This is a genomic window from Exiguobacterium sp. UBA7533 (assembly GCF_002479335.1).
In the GTDB taxonomy this organism is placed as follows: Bacteria; Bacillota; Bacilli; order Exiguobacteriales; family Exiguobacteriaceae; genus Exiguobacterium_A.
Genome location: NZ_DLMP01000005.1, coordinates 283,288 through 301,047, shown reverse-complemented (window position 1 = coordinate 301,047; position 17,760 = coordinate 283,288). Strand labels below are relative to the sequence as shown.

21 protein-coding genes are annotated in these 17,760 nt (G+C 48.4%); 12 read left to right on the top strand and 9 right to left on the bottom strand.

The features are described from left to right. Positions 1-2 precede the first annotated feature (2 nt). Both B2U10_RS09040 and B2U10_RS09035 read right to left on the bottom strand, forming a co-directional pair. On the bottom strand, positions 3-605 hold the full coding sequence (locus B2U10_RS09040; RefSeq protein WP_290750293.1) for a TetR/AcrR family transcriptional regulator: 603 nt from the start codon (positions 603-605) through the stop codon (positions 3-5). A 118-nt stretch (positions 606-723) separates the two neighbouring features. Then, positions 724-1,776 (bottom strand): hypothetical protein, encoded by a 1,053-nt coding sequence (locus B2U10_RS09035; RefSeq protein ID WP_290786941.1) that lies wholly within the window; start codon positions 1,774-1,776, stop codon positions 724-726. A gap of 291 nt (positions 1,777-2,067) precedes the next feature. Here B2U10_RS09035 and B2U10_RS09030 point away from each other — a divergent pair, with 291 nt between their 5' ends. The 3 genes from B2U10_RS09030 (at position 2,068) to B2U10_RS09020 (ending at position 5,480) form a co-directional block, all read left to right on the top strand. After that, positions 2,068-3,360 (top strand): globin-coupled sensor protein, encoded by a 1,293-nt coding sequence (locus tag B2U10_RS09030; protein ID WP_290786938.1) that lies wholly within the window; start codon positions 2,068-2,070, stop codon positions 3,358-3,360. 78 nt (positions 3,361-3,438) lie between these two features. Beyond that, entirely contained in the window at positions 3,439-4,134 is a 696-nt protein-coding gene (locus B2U10_RS09025; protein ID WP_290750303.1) for a hypothetical protein, read from the top strand. Between the two features lie 404 nt (positions 4,135-4,538). Then, on the top strand, positions 4,539-5,480 hold the full coding sequence (locus tag B2U10_RS09020) for a sensor domain-containing diguanylate cyclase (protein ID WP_290787666.1): 942 nt from the start codon (positions 4,539-4,541) through the stop codon (positions 5,478-5,480). A gap of 51 nt (positions 5,481-5,531) precedes the next feature. Here the strand turns inward: B2U10_RS09020 and B2U10_RS09015 are convergent, their stop codons facing one another. Further along, positions 5,532-6,152: a serine/threonine protein kinase gene (locus tag B2U10_RS09015; RefSeq protein WP_290786935.1), complete on the bottom strand. Its 621-nt coding sequence runs from the start codon at positions 6,150-6,152 to the stop codon at positions 5,532-5,534. Between the two features lie 155 nt (positions 6,153-6,307). Here B2U10_RS09015 and B2U10_RS09010 point away from each other — a divergent pair, with 155 nt between their 5' ends. The 5 genes from B2U10_RS09010 to B2U10_RS08990 are packed head-to-tail and all read left to right on the top strand — an operon-like array spanning position 6,308 to position 10,478. Continuing rightward, positions 6,308-7,786 (top strand): carboxypeptidase M32, encoded by a 1,479-nt coding sequence (locus B2U10_RS09010; RefSeq protein ID WP_290786932.1) that lies wholly within the window; start codon positions 6,308-6,310, stop codon positions 7,784-7,786. Next, a complete protein-coding gene (locus tag B2U10_RS09005) occupies positions 7,786-8,508 on the top strand; it encodes a glycerophosphodiester phosphodiesterase (protein WP_290775072.1) in 723 nt (240 codons plus the stop codon). The genes B2U10_RS09010 and B2U10_RS09005 overlap by 1 nt, the downstream gene beginning before the upstream one ends. A gap of 13 nt (positions 8,509-8,521) precedes the next feature. Next, positions 8,522-8,971: a hypothetical protein gene (locus B2U10_RS09000; RefSeq protein WP_035408033.1), complete on the top strand. Its 450-nt coding sequence runs from the start codon at positions 8,522-8,524 to the stop codon at positions 8,969-8,971. Positions 8,972-8,981: 10 nt separating this feature from the next. Then, positions 8,982-9,539 (top strand): guanylate kinase, encoded by a 558-nt coding sequence (locus B2U10_RS08995; RefSeq protein ID WP_214853717.1) that lies wholly within the window; start codon positions 8,982-8,984, stop codon positions 9,537-9,539. A 51-nt stretch (positions 9,540-9,590) separates the two neighbouring features. Beyond that, the gene (locus B2U10_RS08990; protein ID WP_290786929.1) at positions 9,591-10,478 is read left to right on the top strand and encodes an aminoglycoside phosphotransferase family protein; all 888 of its coding nucleotides are present in this window, start codon (positions 9,591-9,593) and stop codon (positions 10,476-10,478) included. Between the two features lie 75 nt (positions 10,479-10,553). On the opposite strand, the gene B2U10_RS08985 is transcribed toward B2U10_RS08990, so the two are convergent. The 4 genes from B2U10_RS08985 to B2U10_RS08970 all read right to left on the bottom strand — a co-directional run bounded on the left by B2U10_RS08985 (position 10,554) and on the right by B2U10_RS08970 (position 13,032). Beyond that, on the bottom strand, positions 10,554-10,802 hold the full coding sequence (locus tag B2U10_RS08985; RefSeq protein ID WP_231496855.1) for a hypothetical protein: 249 nt from the start codon (positions 10,800-10,802) through the stop codon (positions 10,554-10,556). An 80-nt stretch (positions 10,803-10,882) separates the two neighbouring features. Continuing rightward, a complete protein-coding gene (locus B2U10_RS08980) occupies positions 10,883-11,368 on the bottom strand; it encodes a tetratricopeptide repeat protein (protein ID WP_290750328.1) in 486 nt (161 codons plus the stop codon). A 72-nt stretch (positions 11,369-11,440) separates the two neighbouring features. Next, positions 11,441-11,884 carry a MarR family winged helix-turn-helix transcriptional regulator gene (locus B2U10_RS08975; protein WP_035408025.1) on the bottom strand — a complete coding sequence of 148 codons (444 nt, stop codon included), beginning with the start codon at positions 11,882-11,884 and terminating at the stop codon, positions 11,441-11,443. Between the two features lie 71 nt (positions 11,885-11,955). Continuing rightward, positions 11,956-13,032 (bottom strand): GTP pyrophosphokinase, encoded by a 1,077-nt coding sequence (locus tag B2U10_RS08970; protein ID WP_231496854.1) that lies wholly within the window; start codon positions 13,030-13,032, stop codon positions 11,956-11,958. Between the two features lie 140 nt (positions 13,033-13,172). Between B2U10_RS08970 and B2U10_RS08965 the strand changes: the two genes are divergently transcribed. Further along, positions 13,173-14,309 (top strand): Six-bladed beta-propeller, TolB-like protein, encoded by a 1,137-nt coding sequence (locus B2U10_RS08965; protein WP_290786926.1) that lies wholly within the window; start codon positions 13,173-13,175, stop codon positions 14,307-14,309. A 345-nt stretch (positions 14,310-14,654) separates the two neighbouring features. Here the strand turns inward: B2U10_RS08965 and B2U10_RS08960 are convergent, their stop codons facing one another. Next, positions 14,655-15,077: an organic hydroperoxide resistance protein gene (locus B2U10_RS08960; protein WP_023468292.1), complete on the bottom strand. Its 423-nt coding sequence runs from the start codon at positions 15,075-15,077 to the stop codon at positions 14,655-14,657. 108 nt (positions 15,078-15,185) lie between these two features. Between B2U10_RS08960 and B2U10_RS08955 the strand changes: the two genes are divergently transcribed. Then, entirely contained in the window at positions 15,186-15,617 is a 432-nt protein-coding gene (locus B2U10_RS08955; protein ID WP_023468293.1) for a MarR family winged helix-turn-helix transcriptional regulator, read from the top strand. Positions 15,618-15,634: 17 nt separating this feature from the next. Here the strand turns inward: B2U10_RS08955 and B2U10_RS08950 are convergent, their stop codons facing one another. Next, complete coding sequence (locus B2U10_RS08950; protein WP_023468294.1) at positions 15,635-16,090, bottom strand: hypothetical protein; 456 nt, start codon at positions 16,088-16,090, stop codon at positions 15,635-15,637. 126 nt (positions 16,091-16,216) lie between these two features. On the opposite strand from B2U10_RS08950, the gene B2U10_RS08945 reads away from it, so the two are divergent. Together B2U10_RS08945 and B2U10_RS08940 are read left to right on the top strand one after the other, a co-directional pair. Further along, positions 16,217-16,708: a PH domain-containing protein gene (locus tag B2U10_RS08945; RefSeq protein ID WP_035408021.1), complete on the top strand. Its 492-nt coding sequence runs from the start codon at positions 16,217-16,219 to the stop codon at positions 16,706-16,708. After that, a partial coding sequence (locus B2U10_RS08940) for a PH domain-containing protein (RefSeq protein ID WP_290786922.1) occupies positions 16,705-17,760 on the top strand: 1,056 nt, incomplete at its 3' end. The genes B2U10_RS08945 and B2U10_RS08940, both read left to right, overlap by 4 nt.

The following is a 17,760-nucleotide window of genomic DNA, read 5'->3' as shown; positions in this document are numbered from 1 at the left end:
CCTCAATTGTTTGGAATCGTTTTCGACATGCCACGCCAGACGATTGGCCATACGGCTTGCTGTCTAGCATGAAAGGCGTCGACGCCGTTATAGACAAGTTCTGTCAGCGTACCTTCAGCGACCGTCAAATAAGCAAGCGCTGCACTTTTATAATCCGTCGAATAGAGGATCTGTTCCGTTCGGTCACGTTCGCGTAACAGACGCGTCAATAAATCATGCAGTGAATCGAAGAACGGGTTGAAGCGATCGGTCATCTCTTGTTCGAGTTTTTCTGGTGGAAAATAGGCTGCCCGAAGGATGAATCGCATCAGGACATCATCCTGCTGCTCTAAAATGAACCAATCGAAGAAGCCGTGCAAGGATTGCTCGAGCGGTTGCTGTCGTGTTTTTGTGAAATACGTAGCGAAACGACGCTTTTGTTCCTGCAAGGCATATGTCGTCGCTTGCAGAAAGAGGTCGTCTTTGCCTTTATAATGCGCGTAGATGGACGGTTTTTTGATACCGACTTCTGTAGCGATCTCTTGTAGCGATGCTCCTTCATAACCATGCGCTGCAAAATGATGGATGCTCGTCTGTAACAATTGTTGCGCTTTCAGATAAATCACCTTCCTAACGGTCGTTAGGTAATAATGTAACAGGAAATTTCATGGGCAGTCAATGAGAGTGTCTTACCATACAAAAAAACTGACTCCGCCATGGCGGAATCAGTTTTAGAAGGAATCATTATTTATTCATGACACGACCGCGTGTTGCGACGCGTGAACCGACAATCCCAGCGAACGACGTGAAGATCAGTGTCAGAAGGAGACCGACGAACGCCCAGATCGAAACTTTCGATGCCGTTTGTGTCGCTTGTTCCGTTTGCTGACGAACATCTTGAACCGTTTTCTTCAAGTCAGCTGATGTCTCGTCAAGTGTTTGTTTCGCATTATTGATTTGTTGCGTTGTTTCTTTTGTTGCCGTGTTTAAACCATCGACAATGTTTTGCGTCGCTTTATCTGCCTCGGCGCCTGTAAGATCCGTGTTCTTCGCAACAGCGTCAGCGATTTTCTTTTCATCGACGGATTTCTCGATTTTCTCAGATCGTGCTGTCAATGAATCACCAAGATCCTGAACGATTTTGTCGAAGTCTTCTGGTTTCGTAATAGCCTCTTTACCGGCAGCCGTAACGTCATCTTTGACAGCATCCAGTTGACCTTGCAGGTAATTAGGTTGTAATTCTTTGATGTCTGTATCCTTAAGAATTTCTTCGACGTTTCCATCGAGTTCCTTCGTATCGATATCTGAGACGTTTTTCGTAACGGAGTCGAACCCTTTCGTCGCAGCGTCTTTTGCAGTCGACGCGACAGACCCGATGCCGCTACCGGCAGCTCCACCGACTGTTCCGAGTAATGAACCGACCGATTGTAACGTATTGACGGTCGTAAACGTCAAGAGAGCGAACAAGAGGATGACGCTCGTCGACCAAGTCAAAAATCCGTGAATGAGACCGGCTCGAGCTGACGTCACACCAGAAACGAATCCGGCAACGAATAACGAAATGAGCAATGACAGAATCGCCCAGATGATCAAGCCTGTTCCGACGCCATCGAACGGGTTATTCGACGTGACGTCCGTGACGCCGAGACCGATCGCCGATCCAATCAGACTGAAAAGAATCAATAAAGATAAGAATGATACCACACCGGCAAAAATTGAACTCCATGAAATGTTACGACCCGCACCGTCCGCTTCCGCTCGGAAGTGGGATGAAAAGCCTTTATTTGTTTTTTCCATAATCAGCACTACCTCTCCCAAAATTAATCTTTCAAGTTTGAGATGTTCATGAATAGCAAAGCTTCATCTCAAGTTTCTTACGCGCATAGCTCTTATATTTCCGGGAAGTAACAATGAGAAACCTAGTATTACAGTTACATGATTAATGATCGTATGAACTTCAAAATATCCGGAATATTCCAACATGCAATTACCATGATATGTAGAAAGAGACTAACGTTTCCCTTTAAAGGTCAATCAACGGTGACGATATAAGAGGTGAAGTGAAATTAAAAACAAGGAGATGAATATATGAATTGGTTTAAGAAATCACCTTCACCTTCCTTTGACGCGCTCATTGAAGTCGAACGCTCTCATGTCATATTGAATGTTCCAGCATCTTTACATGAACAATTACGTCTAATCGGTCTACACGCCATCGATTTACAAATTGCACGAGTCATCCGCGAGGATGTTTCCCGTTGGATGCCGAGCATGGTCGATGCGTTCTACGAGGAGTTAGTCCGGGTTCCGTCTCTCCGTCAGTTGATTGAAAAACATTCGACACTCGAACGATTGAAAGGCACCCTCGCTCGGCACATCTTACAAATGTTCGATGGTCAGGTGACAATGGACTACATCGAAGCCCGGCGCCGGATTGCTGAACGGCATGTTCGGATCGGTTTGCACAATAAATGGTACATCGCTGCCTTCCAGAAAGTCTGGAACGTTCTCAGCGAGAAGATTGACGACAGTGCTTGGCCGGAAGCAGAGCGTGTCCGAATCATGCGGGCAGCGGGAAAACTATTCAACCTCGAACAACAGATTGTCATGACGATGTATGAGGATCAAATCGATGAAGAACGCCAAGCGATCGCGACAGCAAAACAACACGTCGGGGATGGTGTTCAAAAATCGACCGAGGAACTCGCTGCTATGAGTGAGGAGTCGTCAGCGAACTTCCAAGAGATTGAACGGCACGCTAAACACGTCTCAACGACGACAAACGCGATTTCGATCCAGTTGACGGAAGCGGTCAGTGAAGCAGAAGCGGGTGTCGTCCTGGTTGAAGAAGAGACACGGCGCTTTGAGCATGTCGTTGCAGATTTATCACGGACGACCGAACAAGTCGCTGAACTGTCCCGTCTGTCGCAGGAAATCGAACGGATCGCTGGGATGGTGACGACGATTTCTGATCAGACGAATCTACTCAGTTTGAACGCCTCAATCGAAGCGGCACGTGCCGGGGAGATGGGACGCGGGTTCACCGTCGTTGCGCAAGAAATTCGGAAGCTTGCCGAAGAGAGTAAACAGTCGGCAACAGAGACGTCGCGGATCGCCCAAGAGATTACGCAAAAGATGCTCGTCGTCTCAGAGCGGATGGGAACGACGGAGACAGCGGTCGTCCGGACGACGACAGAGATGCAACAAGTCGTCCGTGCCTTTTCACGGATTTCGGAACAGACCGACAATGTCTCGCGGCAAATTCATGAACTATCGACTGATACGAAGGATGTCGCCGGCACGATCGAAGGCATGCGTAAGATTGCAGAAGCGATTGCTGAGACAGCGGATGATTTACAAGAAGTCGCCGCGACCCTCTGATTTAGTCCTCCTTTCCATGTGAAAGGAGGACTTTTTTGACGTTTTATGGAAAAATAAAGCTGGAGGTGTGGAAGGTTTATGGTGCAGAGTCTATTATTGATTGTTTTATGCTTTTTCGCTTTGATCGGACGTTACCTGATGACAGGGGAACTCGCTCCACGTGAGTTGTATGGATTACTTGGTTTAACGGGCGTCGCTTTCTTGATCGGTGGAGTCGAATGGTGGCAAATCAGGCGTGATTTGCGTTATCGTGGACGAGAGGCAGGGGTGTCCGTTCACTTAGCGGACCGGGCGACCCAAAAGACGAATACGGTTTTTCTCGCGCATGAACAATGGCTGACGTTCTCACGACGTTATGCCACGTGGTGGCAGGCGATCCTTGTGCGCTTCAAGAAGTTTGAATCGTTTTTCCTCGATGTAACGTTCGACGGAGAAGGAACCCGTCTTCAAATTAAAGAAACGAGAACGGAATGGCTTCGCAATACGACACATTTCGTGATTCGTAAAGATGGACGTGACGTCGGTACAATCCGTACCGATCCGGCACTTCGTCAGCAATTGCGACTACAAGAAGTCTTACTCGTCTCGTATGCCGGTCAGGAGTATCAAATTCGTTCCTCAACAGTCAAAAGAAAGATCGGCGTTTATCAAAACGGGGACTGCATTGCGACGGGTTCACGACACGGGGCGCAACTTGACTTTGATTGTGAGACGAATATACGTCTATTAGCTGTCGCAAGCATGATCGTCTTTCGACTTGTTTATTCAAAATGATTTTATTTCAAATACCTCATTGCTGTTAAAATAAAATGAATCGGTTTCAAGGGAGTACGGCATTACATACTAAACGGCTCCGATTACGAAAAATCCGACTGGCTGATACGGAAGCGATGTTTAGAACGGATTGTGGAACAATGGAAATGGTAGTGAGGCATTAGCTGCAGTCCTTGTCTTTGGTTTTCAAGAAATGCTCCTTTATAAGGTTTCAGTCGCCCATAATATCGATAAAGCTCCAGGAGGAATCATGCAGAAGGTCGGTATGATTCAAGAAGGAGTGTATGGGTGATGATTCGCAATACGACTGGAAAATATAAGGATTGTGCAATCGATGGGCTGCTTCGTGAAACATATGATCTAAAAAGAACGAATAACGAATGAGGTGTGATACGTTGCAAGAAATGACACTGTATCGGAATTTTAACGAACTGGCAGATGATGTATTGGAATTAGCGAAAGAGATTCTACCTGATCAATTGTTATATTTAACGACGATCGAAGAAAACCAACAGATGATTTTACGACTCTCAAATGATCATCAACGAATCGAGATTCGAGCAGGACAAGTGTTTGAGATGGAAAAGACACTTTGTCGTCACATCAATTTCGAACAGAACGAACCCATCTGGTATGAGTCCATTAGCGATGACGAGCGCTTAGAAGATATGCAGGACGCATTAAAAGCGTTACAGATCGAGTCCTATCTCGGGATTCCAATCAGTTTAACGAATGGTCAAACCTTTGGTACGTTGTGCGCTGTCCATGATGAAGCAAGTCAATTCGAAGAGAAGAGCATTCAACTTCTCCAACGGATCGCGAAACTGTTTTCGTATTACCTTGAGCTCGAACAGTTTGCTTGGAAGGACACGCTAACACAATTGTATAACCGACGTTATTTGACGAGACAGTGGGAAAAGGAACAGCAACATTCCGGTGCGCTGTTTTATCTTGATCTCGACGGATTCAAGCAAGTGAACGACGTGTATGGGCATGAGACCGGCGACAAAGTCTTGATCGACGTCGCGAAACGACTACAGGATAGTACACGTTCTTATGAAGACGCGTTTTCTGTCCGGATCGGGGGAGACGAGTTCTTGATTCGTTTCACCCATCAGAAGACGAAAAAGGAGTACGAACGAATTGCGCAGCAGCTCCTTCAGAAACTTGGAACATGGCAGACGCCATACGCTGTCTCGACCAGCATCGGGATCGTGCTGTTTGATGATGAAACCATTAAGCTAAAAACGATCATTCAACAGGCAGACCGTGCGTTATATGCCGCAAAAAAAGACGGTAAGAATACGTTTCGTTTTGCGGATGCTGTCTCACATCGCGTCCAATAATCAACGAAAAAACGCGATGTTTCCTCACAAGGAGGAGCATCGCGTTTTCAATTAACCGGTCTTTCGAATCGATTCGAACAAGCGTCCCTTATAGACATCAGCGATCGTATTGAGGAACGTCTCGCTCAGTTTTTTCGGGAAGAACGGTTTTGCATAGACATACTGGTAGGCTTTCTTCAAATCATCCCATTGTGTACACGGTTCGGTTTGACGGAACCTTGCGACATCGATGATCCGTGTTCCATTTGCCGTTAACAAAATATTGCGTAGATGAATATCTGATGGATTAAGACCTACGGCGCGTGCCTCTGCTAGTGCTGCATCGACTGTCGTTAAGACGGATTCTGGAATATAGGTCCCGCTGACGAGGCATTCGAATAACGTTTGTCCCTCGATGTATTCGAGCACAAGGTAATCGGGTCCATATTCGAACATCCTCGCATACGTCGAAAACGTCGTCAGTTGTTCATAAATGCCGCCTTCTAACTCAGCGAGAGGACGAAATGACGGATAGAACTTCTTGATGACGCGGTCGGTGCCACGAACCCGGAATACATAGGCGCTACGACCGGTGCCGATCCAGTCGAGCTCTTTTGGGAGATGTTCGATCGTACAGACCGGTCCCGCTTCCTTCAACTGAATCAAATCGGCTAACTCAGCGTCTGTCTTCACTGTTGCCACTTCCTTTCGCTCTGCTTGATCGTATGTTCATTATACGCTCATCTGACGGGAAAAGTTTCAAAAATCATTCGTGTGTGAAAGTTTTGAACATTTTGTGATATGCTAAAAATGCTACACTGTTACATACTTCAAGGGGGTCTCTAATCATGTCAACGACACAACAATGGCGCGACCATTTTGATGGTCTTCGCGCATACGAAGAAGCCGTCGCATTACTATACTGGGATATGCGGACATACATGCCGGATCAAGGTGCAGCGAACCGTTCCGCTTCAATCGGATTCCTCTCAACAGAGAGCTTCCGTCGCCGGACAGGAAAAACGTACCAACAATTACTGGCAGCGATGGAGCAAGAGACGCTGACGGGCATCGAAGCGATCTCGTTCACGAAAGCAAAAGAAGCATTCGATCGCGACTCGAAGATTCCAGAAGCCGAGTATCAAACGTTCATCACGCTGATTTCGGAAGCCGAGAGTGTCTGGGAAAAGGCGAAGGACGCGAATGATTGGTCGATGTTTGAACCATATCTCGAGAAAATCGTCGCGATGGAACGCCAGTTTGTTGAGTATTGGGGTTATGACGCGCATCCATACGACGCATTGTTGCATGACTATGAGCCAGGGATGACGGTCGCAACACTCGATCCATTGTTTGCGGAACTTCGTCAAGCAATCATTGGTTTGCTCAGTCAACTCGAAGGAAAAGACTTCCCGACGCTTGATTGGTCAGCGGACCGCGAGACACAGATTGCCTTGAATCAAGAATGGCTCCGTGATATCGGTTATGACTTCACGTCCGGTCGATTGGATGAGACGGTTCACCCGTTCCAAACGACGATCAACCGGAAAGATGCGCGGATCACGACGAAATATGATGAGAACGACTACCGTAACTCCGTCTTCGGCACGATGCATGAAGCCGGACACGCGACGTATGAGCAAGGTATCGAACCGGAACTCGATTCTCTCGGTCTCGGTGAAGGTGCTTCGATGGGGATCCACGAATCACAATCACTGTTCTTCGAGAATTTCATCGGACGTAATCAAGGCTTCTTATCAGCACGTTATCATGGTCTACAACAAGCAATCCCGTCGCTTGCTGATGTCCCGTTCGAACGCTTCTACGCAGCGGTCAACGAAGTCAAGCCGTCACTCATTCGGATCGAAGCCGATGAATTGACATATGCCCTTCATATCATCATTCGGTATGAGCTTGAAAAGCGCCTGATGACGAAAGAACTCGAAGTGAAGGATCTCCCGCAAGAATGGAACCGTCTCTATAAAGAGTATCTCGGCGTTGATGTCCCGAGTGACGATAAAGGGGTCTTACAAGACGTCCACTGGTCAGGAGGCTCGTTTGGTTACTTCCCAAGTTACGCGCTTGGTCTCGTCTATGCAGCACAATTGAACGAAGCGCTTCGTCGTGACGTCGAAAACGTCGATGGTCTGATTGCAGCTGGTACACTCGCACCGATCAAAAGCTGGCTGAAAGAAAACATTCACCGTCACGGGAAATCGAAGACACCGGCTGAACTGATCGAAGCAGCAACGGGTCAATCGATCTCGGTCGCACCCCTCGTCAACTACTTGACGAAGAAATACACGCGTGTCGTCGAGGCACTCTGATGTTATGGTTTGCACACCGCGGTGTCAGTGACCGTTTTCCTGAGAACACGCTTGAAGCAATCGCCGCTGCGATCGAAGACGAAGTCGATGGTGTCGAGTTCGATGTCCATTTCTCAAAGGATGGTGTTGGTGTCATCATTCATGACGAGACTGTCAACCGGACGACGAACGGGACAGGGCGTGTGATCGACATGACGGTCGCTGAACTGCAAGCACTCGATGCCGGAGCACGTTTCAAAGGGGAAGCGCTCAAGACGAAGATTCCGACGCTTGACGAAGTACTAGCAATCCTCGCACCAGCGACACTGCGGCTCAACATCGAGCTGAAGACGGATACGATTCGCTATGATGGCATTGAAGCGTATGTCCTCGAGCGTTGCGCGGCGCACGGCATTGCGACGGATCGGTTGTTGTTCAGTTCGTTCAACCATTATTCGGTTGCTCTGATTCGCAAGCTTGACCCGAGCGTCGAGACGGCGATTCTGTATCCGTATCCGATCTATCATCCGGAAGAACAAGCCCTCCGGATCGGTGCGACAGGGATTCATCCCGATTACCGACGCGTGACGGAGGCGGATGTCGCGTTCGCTCACGCAAAAGACGTCACGGTTCGGGTCTATACCCCGAAGACGATCGACGATGTCCGTCAGATGCAAACGATCGGTGTTGACGCCGTCATCGTCAATGATCCAAAAGGAATGCGCGACACACTCGAAGGATGAGGAGGAGGAAGGGATGCGCAAGGAATACGTATTCGTCATCAGTTTGTCGCTCGTCGCTTTATTCGTCGGTCTCCAGCTCGGATTTGCCCGCTTGCCGGAACCAAAACCGAAACAAGTGACGACGACACCGATGCGCCCTGCGGATTATGAGGCAGGACTTGCATCAGCGAAACGTGAATTGAAGCAGATTCAGCGCTTCACCTTGAAAAGCACCCTTCCTGCTAATGGAACGACGGTGACTTGGATCTATGAGACCCCATCCGATGAACGGATTGCGGTCGATTGGTACTATGTTGAGAGTTACCCGGAAGCTCAAGTCCAGATGACACGTAATGAGACGTCCCGGATCATCTCGTATGAACGCTACTTGATCGTCATCCGACCAATATACGGGACGGTCGTTGATAGTGAACTAGAACAGTTCGCGCTCCGCTTTACAGGTTATTTCACGACACAACAATAGGGGGAAAACGATGTCAGGTAAAATCATTCTCTTGATTGGTGGATCGGGCAGCGGAAAGTCTTCCCTAATCAAACGTCTGCGGACGGAATACGCACACGTCCGGTTCATCCCGTCCGTGACAACACGACCGAAACGTCCGACGGAAATTGATGGAGCAAGCTATCACTTCGTCGACGTCAAGACGTTCCAGCAACTGATCCAAGAGGACGGGTTCATCGAATACGCCCATGTTCACCGCGCGTGGTACGGAACACCACGGCAAGCGTATGTCGATGTCCTCGAGCAAGATCAAATCGTCATCAAGGACATCGATCCAAAAGGAGCAGCAAACTTTAAACGTCTGTTTGGTGACCAAGTCATCACGATCTTCGTCTCGGTCCCACCCGATTTGATGAAGGAGCGATTGTTAATGCGCGGTGATACACCGGAGTTCGAAGCGCGACTCGTCGATTACGAGGAAGCGTGGAAAGACCGCGATCACTACGATTATATGATCGAAAACATCGATTTCGAAACGGCGTATGCCGATCTGCTTGAGATCATTGCCAGCTATATCCCACAGGCATGACGAAGAGGACGCAAGTAAGCGTCCTCTTTTTGTCTTCAGAGAGGAGTCTTCATGCTACCAGATCATCCATTACTGACTGATATCGATAGCGTTAGACGGCTTACCGGACGCTCGCATCAAGCCGTCTGGTCCGTCAAGACGGCAACAGCACACTACATCGTCAAGGTCGTGACGGACCCATTAAGTCGTCAGTTTGAACGTGAGACGGCTTTAATGATCCCAGAACAAAAGGGAATTTCTCACGCCTTACCGCTAGTGACCGGACGGACTGCGACGACCGCGTACGGCATTTATCCATACCTACCCGGACGAACCGTTCGAAGCGTGCTTCTCGAGTCACCAGAATTAGCCCCTCGACTCGGTCAGGAGGCAGGGCGAGCGTTGAGATGCATTCATGACGTGATAGCACCGAGCGGGACGGCGGCATGGAAAAAACGTTGTCAGGCGAAACATGACCGCTATCGCGCAGCGGTTGATGGGTTGCTTGAGCCAGAGTGGATCGAGCGACTCGATCGGTTCATTCTTTTGAAGCTCTCCCTTTTAGCTGAGCGTCCGAATCAACTGCAACATGACGATGTCCATCTTGATAATCTTCTTGTTAAGAATGGACATCTCTGTGCCTTCCTCGATTACGGGAACCATGATTACGGCGATCCGTGGCATGACTTCGTCAAATGTGGGTTGTTTCAAGTCGAGACGAGTCCCGTCTTTGCCCGTCACATGATCGATGGATACTTTGAGAACGAAGTACCTTCTAACTTTTGGCAAATCTACAGCCTCTATATGGCGATGGTCGTCTTCTCGTCTCTCGTCTGGGCAAAACGGTTCGATGTAGACGGATTGGAGGCAATGCAACGACGTGTTCAGCGGATCATCCGAGACCACGATGGGTTTCAGTGTGAAATACCGCTTTGGTATGAGAGGCAAAGCCATAACTAAAAAATGGATTCGTCTCTCACTTGAAGAGAAACGAATCCATTATTTTTTGAGTGGACCTTTAAATGAAAAGGGAGATTACCATTCGAATCCTTCTTCACTATACTTGCCGTTCGAATTGAAGAACCGTTCTTCTGTTTTACCGTTTACCGTATTCGTATAAATCACGTAGACGTCGAGATGATCGTTTTGATCCGCCATCTTCTTAGCGGCTTTCTTAGCATCCGCTTCAGTCGTATATGTTTCTGACTTACTTGCCTTGCCGTGTTTTTCTTGCCCTTGTTCTTCATAACCTTCTACTGTCCATACTTTTTTTGATGACATCATTAACTTCCTTTCCTGCCAAAAGCGAGTCCGCTTGGCTGTTACATTATGCTGTGCGAACCAATCCATCGTCAACTGTTGCTTTATTCCGTGTCGATCTCGTCCAAATGATCGGCATAATAACGAAGTGCCCGGTTAAATGTCTGGATCGAGGCGTCCGACGACGTCGCAGCAAGACTCTTGAGTAACCGACCGACAGCCTGATTGACTTGACCAAGGTTGTACTCCGTCATCGCGAGGAATGCTTGTAAGGCGTGGGCGTCTGGAAATTCAAGCAACGCGCTTCGGAAAACGCTTGATGCTTGTTTGAACTGACCGATGACGCGGTATGTACTGCCGAGCCCGATATAAGCTTGCAAGCGGTCCTCACCAGCAAGACCGAGCGCAAGTGCTTGTTCATAGTAGGGGACAGCAGCCTGTTCCTCACCAAGACTATCATGACACCAGGCCATCTGATAGAGGACCGTCGGATCGTTAGGGGCTGTTTCGACATACTGACGGACGAGTTCCTTTGCTGCTTCATACTGCCCTGTCTTTCGTAAGTGTTGCACTGATTCGAAATCAAACATCGTGTCTCCTCCTAATCGATTACTAAAAAACGGATCCGATCGCTTTTGACCGGATCCGTTCCATCGAACAGCTTAGACTGTTTTTTCAAGCTTCGTTAAGAGCGAACGGAACAACTCCAGTTCCTGATCCGAGAAGTCCTCAAAGACGTCTGCAAGGTAATCCATCTTCATCGACTCGAGTTTTTCGTAAAGCTCGATGCCTTTCGGTGTTGCCCGCAGTTCGACGACACGACGATCGAGCTCGCTCCGCTCACGTGAGATCAACTCTTTTTTCGTCAATTCGTCTGCCAGAGCCGTAATCATGCTTGCTGAAAACTGGAACTCTTGTGAGAGCGCTGAAGCAATTTGTGGACTGTTCGCACAAAGTGATTTTAAGATGAAGAACTCGTTACGTGTCAAGTAAGTCGTAAACATGCTACGCACGTCCTTTTTGATCGCGCGGTAGTTCATCCGTAATCCTTTTTCCGTATCAACGATCAACTGATCGCGTAGTGCTACTTCTAGTGTAGTTGCCATGTATCCTTCACTCTTTCTATACCGTAGTTTCTTTCACTCGTGATTTAGTATAGTGAAAAATTTTAGTTTAATCAATATTTTTCTCTTGAATCATCTGACTCGACGACACGGGCGACTTGAGCGACGATTTCTTCGACGTTACGTAACTCCGGATAGAAACGGCGGAAGAAGTAGTCAATGCGGTGCGTATCTTCGCCAGCGATCGTCAATGCCATACAGATATAGGCGATCCCGATTCCTTGACGAGGCAAGAATGGGTTCGGCATGACCTTTGCACAACGTAAGGCGAGCGGACTATGTGTCGAGACCGCTTCAATCAGTTCACCGTACGTCCGGATATCGACGTAATGGAACATCCGAATTAGTTCGTTGATCAGTTGTTGATCGGAATCGAGCATCATCTGTGACGTGACGAGTCGTTTATCGAGCTCGTTGATGACCGGGGAATGATCGATGAAATAGTTCAAGTTATCTGCTGTGATCCGGACTTGATGTGGATCAGACAAGATTTGTTGGACCGTCTCATCTTCGAATTGTTTCAATTGCTTCTTGATGTTGACGAACTCCTGATCGGCGATCTCTAGAAGTCCTGCCACTCGACTGAAGCTACGCCGAACTTCTGCCGGGACACTGTTCGGATTTTTATATCCGAGATCATGCTCGATCTCGGCCCACGCATGTTGGAGGATCGAGCGGATCTGAATCTCTGCCGTATAGTCCTTGAAACGTCCATACTCGCTCAAGGCAAGCCGCTGTTCACTGAGTGACGCGACGAAGTGGACCGAGAGGTAACCAAATTCCGTCGTATCAAGCAAGGTCGACTTATCGACCGATTGATCGCGATCGATTGCGAACTCATTCTCGATGATGCGTGCCGCTTCCCGGACATCGTCATGGAAATAAGTGACGATCCGGATCCCGGTCAAGTCATGGACGTCCTTGAGTGAACGGTATTTGTTCGGTTGCCGTAAGACTTTTTGATACAGACTCTCGGAGTCCTTCGTCCGGGCGACGATTGAGTGGTACTTGATACCCGCTGCGTCTAACAGCTCGGACAGAAGCATCTTCAACTTGTCGGCATAGGCATCGTATTCTTCCTTATCGTTGACATATTCGAGCATCATCGTATTTAAATCTTGTGATTGCACCGTTTCGCACCTTCCTCATCCTGTAGTCATCTAGCCATATTGTAGCACTCTGCTTCGTTAAACGCACAGCAAGACCCTGTTTGAAGCAGTACGATTCGTGGGAAAAAGACAAGTAGTACGTGTCCGGGAGGAGATTAATCATGGAAATAGTGGATGCCCGTGCTTTACCCGCCGATCATATGGATGTCTTGCATGTCACACCATCGTCGATCTATTTTCGACGTCGTCTTGATGACGCCCGTTACCACATCAGCCGATATGATCTTGAAGATCAGGAACAGGTCGATCTAACGCCAGAAGCCTTGACGGATCACGGACCGACCCGACCGTTCGTGCGGCACGGAAGAGTCTATTGTTTGAATGAACATACGCAAGAGCAGGGCGGGGAGACGGAAGTGCTCGTCATCGATCTCTTGTCCGGGAAACGCGAGCAGATTGCGTCGTTTTATGTCGAAGGGGATTTGACGCTCTACTGGGTGCTCAATGAGAATTATCTCGTATTCTTACAAACGACCGATACGACGTCCGCGTTTTTGTATGACGTCAAAGATGAATCGCGGCAGACGATTCGCGATCCACGGCTCTACGGGATGACGGAGAATTACCGGGAACTCTATTTCTTTCTCGTCACGCTCGAAGAGAAGGAGTACATCGTCTGTAATGCTCGGCTCGATGAGTTCTCGTTCTATGATGCCCTTGAAAGTGGTGTCATCTCACCAGAAGATCCGATTGATCACTCCGAAAGTCTGTTGATCGCACCACTGTCGACCTTGATTGAGGAGATTGAACAAGGTGTCGAACATTTATCATTTGCGACACTACTGAAATTAGATGGGGAAGGGGATACCGTCCAGTATCTCGGGGAACAAGAAGGGCATCTCATCTTCAGTGCCTATACCGATCGTCTGAACGAAGAAATCTTTTACCGGATCGATACGGAAGCGAGTGTCGAAGAGGTCGCCCGGATCCAGTGGAGTGACTACGAACCGCTCGATTTCACCTACGATGATGTTGAGTCAACGATCTTCATCGTTAATGACCGATCCGAGCACCATCATGAAGTAATCAACTTACGCAACGGTGCCCGATTCCTTGATAAAGAACCGTTCGAACGTGTCTTACGGGGACGCTTCTATCTACACGAAGCGATTGGAGACAACGCGGAACCGATGGTCACCGTCTATGATGCAGAACACAATGAACGCTATCGGTTCGAGGATGCCTATTATGTCACTGTGTCCGGGGAACTTGTCATCTTATCAGTCCATCAATTATAAAAAGGTGGGGCTGACTCAAAAAAAGAATGACGCGTCTTTTCACGCCCTTTCCTCAGGCGAGACACAAGCCAGTTTTCCTGCCTTATTCAAGCAGGAAAGCGGGTCTTGTTTGTCTCTGACAGCGCAAAGATGCGCTTTTTCTGTAGGAGTAGCGTGTGACGCGTCATTCTTTTTGTTACGAGATAAGGTTGGCAGAATGATGATCTGCCAACCTTATCTTTGAAAAAACTGACTTTTGAATCAGTCCCGTCTGTATGAACATATAATTATTTCAGATACCATAATTAATATAAAAAACAAAAAACCAGCCGAGAGTAAACCTCAGACTGGCTAGAAATGCTACACTTATTCTGCGTCAGTCGTACGTGTGTAGACGTCGACTTGAATGTTTCCAGCAGTTGCACGTGAGTAAGGGCAGACCGTATGCGCGACTTTCGCAAGTTCAGCCGCTGCTTCTTCTGAGATCCCGCGGACGAGAACATCAAGTTCGACGGAAAGCATGAATCCGTCAGCTGCTTCGTTTAACGTCACGTGTGCTGTGACTTCACTGCCATCATGTTTGATCCCTTGTTTGCGAGCGACCATGTTTAAAGCAGAGTCGAAGCAAGCAGAGTATCCTGCAGCAAAGAGTTGTTCTGGGTTCGTTGCTTGTTTTTTCGATCCTGGTACTGGCATTGCGAGGGCGACGTCAAGGATTCCGTCCTCCGACACGACGCGTCCGTCGCGACCTCCGACAGCTGTTGCAGATGATGTGAACATTGGTTTCATGTGTGTAACTCCCTTTCGTTGTTAGATTCAAATAAGTAGCTTACAATTAGATTGTATACAATTTAAATCGAAATGCAACTCGTTTGCTCACGATAGGAGGAATTTTTTATGAACCCGTTAGCTTTAGATGAACAACTCTGTTTTCCGTTTTATGCGATTTCGCGTGAGATCACGCGTCGTTATCGTCCGTTACTTGAACCCCTCGGTCTGACGTATCCACAATATCTCGTCATGCTCGTCGTCTGGGAGGAGGAGGGACAATCGCTTAAAGCCATCGGCGAACGGCTCCATCTTGACTCCGGTACGTTGACGCCGTTACTAAAGAAACTCGAAGCAGCAGATTTGTTGCGACGCGTCCGTAAGCCGGAAGACGAACGACACATCCAGATTTTTTTGACAGATGCCGGTCGTGCGTTACGGAAACAAGCAGAGACCGTTCCGCTTGATCTCGTCCAAACACTCGACGTCGATGAAGAAGACTTACGCGTCGTCAAAGCGGCACTGAATCGTCTCGTCATGAAAATGAGCGACCCGGATTAACCGGATCGCTCATTTTCTTATTTACGGCGGAAGCCTTCTTCTTCAAGATAATTCGCTGCTTCCTTATACGAGTTGAATGCACCGTCTAAAAGATCACCGGCGTAGACGAGCCACGTGTCGATGTCTTCATTGAGCAACGTCAATTCGAACTGGTTATCGTTGACCCATGTTTCTTCGAGTGTTTCGACCGATTGGACTGTTGAGAGTGCTTTGATTGCATCTTCTAATAAGAGAATTAAAGCAGGCTCTGAGAATTCACGGATGTTGACGAACCCTTTTTCGTCCGTTTCATAACCTGGTAGACCAGCGGCATAGACGAAGCCGTTACCGTTCGGATGTAAATGATAGACGAGATTCTTCTTCTCGTACTGACTGTCCGGAAATTGGAAATTGACACGCTTCAGTGAGACATCTTTTCGGACGAGTTGCGGGAACGTCTCGATAATTCGTAATTTTTCTTCAAAAGTTAACATGGTTCCTCCTTAGTGTTACAGTTCTTCACTTCTATATATGCGATGAATTCAAACAAAATGTCAACCGCTGTCTGAAACCAAGCGACGTTTTTAACCGTAAATGGAAACGAAAGGAAGTGTTTTTTGATGTCTACTGTACAATGGCATACGCTGCCAGAACGATCGATTCGAGCAGAACGGCTCGGATTGTTGCCGTTACACGGCTTAATCGCCGTCATCTTGATCGGAACGACGATCACCCAAGTCATGTGGCTCGACCTGACACCTTGGTGGATGGGCATCGTCGGTCTGCTTTGGCTGATCTATTTCATTCCCCGTATCGTCTACATACCCGTTCTTCGCTTGAAGTATATGCGTTATCGCATCGATGAGGAATTTCTCGTCGTCCGCAACGGCATCTTCTTCCGCCGCGAAGTCACCGTGCCGCTCGTCAAGGTGCAATTGATCGATAGCCAAACGGGACCGATTCTGCGTCGCTATGATTTGATCACACTGGATATTCGAACGGCATCCGGCTTCGTCACGTTGTCAAGACTCGATCGTGCTCAAGGAGACGCGCTACGCACCCAAGTCGAACGATTCGCGAAACTCGAGGAGCGGGAGGAGGAATCGTTATGACCCGGCGCGTCCACCCGCTGTTCATCGTGATGTCGAGTATCTCGATCATCCGCTCGCTCCTGATTCCGTTCGCCGCCTTGATTTTAAATGCGATCCGAAAAGGCGAGATCAACACCTATACGTGGATCGGGATCAGTGTTGGGATTGTGTTCGTCCTCTTATACGGGATCGCCTCCTGGTATTTCTATACGTTCACGATTGATGCCGAGACGATTCGGGTCCGCAAAGGAATTTTCCAAAAAAGTGAACGGACAACGCAACGTAAACGGATCGAGTCGATCGGCATTCAGCAAAACGTCATCGAACGACTGTTGCGTCTTGCGACGTTGACCGTCGAGACATCGTCTGAGAGCGGAACACCGGAAGTCGAACTAAAAGGGATCCGACTTGATTTTGCGAAAGAACTGAAATCGTCGATCAAAAACGAGGGACAGCTCGTCGTCGAAGAACAACAGGCGGAAGTCGCCTATACGATCCCTGTCCGCGATTTGGCATTAGCTGGTGCCTTGTCGGGACGCGTCGGACTAGCGCTCGTCGGGATCGGGACCGCCTATCAATTCATCGATCAGTTCATTGAACGTTATGTCGATCGACTGTTCTCAGAACTCGCTCATTTATCGTTGTTCGTTTTGACGGGACTTGGCGTACTCGTCTTACTCGTCATCTACATCGGCTCGATCATCGTCTATATCTTGAAATACGGTTCGTACCGTGCCGTTTTGCAACACAACCGATTGTTGATCGGGTACGGGATGTTGAATCGGACCGAGGTCGCGTTTCATGCTGATAAGATTCAAGCCCTCGTCATTCAGGAAAGCTGGATTCAGCGTTTGATCGGACGAGCGAGCCTGTCCTTGCACATCATCTCAGCGACCGGAGAGAAGGAGCGACTGTTGCTCCATCCGTTCATCCGGACGAACGAGATTGATCCGTTTCTGGCGACATATCTGCCGCGCTTTCGACAGTTCAGCCCGCAGCATGAAGTCGCACCGATTGGCTTTCGCTACCGGGTTCGTTGGCCGTTACTCGGTTATGCGCTGTTGTTTACTGCA

Bases quoted from the DNA above. Each gene is read 5' to 3' on its own strand.
- B2U10_RS09035 (WP_290786941.1), bottom strand. From the start codon at position 1,776: ATGGAAAAAACAAATAAAGGCTTTTCATCCCACTTCCGAGCGGAAGCG.
- B2U10_RS09030 (WP_290786938.1), top strand. From the start codon at position 2,068: ATGAATTGGTTTAAGAAATCACCTTCACCTTCCTTTGACGCGCTCATT.
- B2U10_RS09025 (WP_290750303.1), top strand. From the start codon at position 3,439: ATGGTGCAGAGTCTATTATTGATTGTTTTATGCTTTTTCGCTTTGATC.
- B2U10_RS09020 (WP_290787666.1), top strand. From the start codon at position 4,539: ATGACACTGTATCGGAATTTTAACGAACTGGCAGATGATGTATTGGAA.
- B2U10_RS09010 (WP_290786932.1), top strand. From the start codon at position 6,308: ATGTCAACGACACAACAATGGCGCGACCATTTTGATGGTCTTCGCGCA.
- B2U10_RS09005 (WP_290775072.1), top strand. From the start codon at position 7,786: ATGTTATGGTTTGCACACCGCGGTGTCAGTGACCGTTTTCCTGAGAAC.
- B2U10_RS09000 (WP_035408033.1), top strand. From the start codon at position 8,522: ATGCGCAAGGAATACGTATTCGTCATCAGTTTGTCGCTCGTCGCTTTA.
- B2U10_RS08995 (WP_214853717.1), top strand. From the start codon at position 8,982: ATGTCAGGTAAAATCATTCTCTTGATTGGTGGATCGGGCAGCGGAAAG.
- B2U10_RS08990 (WP_290786929.1), top strand. From the start codon at position 9,591: ATGCTACCAGATCATCCATTACTGACTGATATCGATAGCGTTAGACGG.
- B2U10_RS08985 (WP_231496855.1), bottom strand. From the start codon at position 10,802: ATGATGTCATCAAAAAAAGTATGGACAGTAGAAGGTTATGAAGAACAA.
- B2U10_RS08980 (WP_290750328.1), bottom strand. From the start codon at position 11,368: ATGTTTGATTTCGAATCAGTGCAACACTTACGAAAGACAGGGCAGTAT.
- B2U10_RS08975 (WP_035408025.1), bottom strand. From the start codon at position 11,884: ATGGCAACTACACTAGAAGTAGCACTACGCGATCAGTTGATCGTTGAT.
- B2U10_RS08965 (WP_290786926.1), top strand. From the start codon at position 13,173: ATGGAAATAGTGGATGCCCGTGCTTTACCCGCCGATCATATGGATGTC.
- B2U10_RS08960 (WP_023468292.1), bottom strand. From the start codon at position 15,077: ATGAAACCAATGTTCACATCATCTGCAACAGCTGTCGGAGGTCGCGAC.
- B2U10_RS08955 (WP_023468293.1), top strand. From the start codon at position 15,186: ATGAACCCGTTAGCTTTAGATGAACAACTCTGTTTTCCGTTTTATGCG.
- B2U10_RS08950 (WP_023468294.1), bottom strand. From the start codon at position 16,090: ATGTTAACTTTTGAAGAAAAATTACGAATTATCGAGACGTTCCCGCAA.
- B2U10_RS08945 (WP_035408021.1), top strand. From the start codon at position 16,217: ATGTCTACTGTACAATGGCATACGCTGCCAGAACGATCGATTCGAGCA.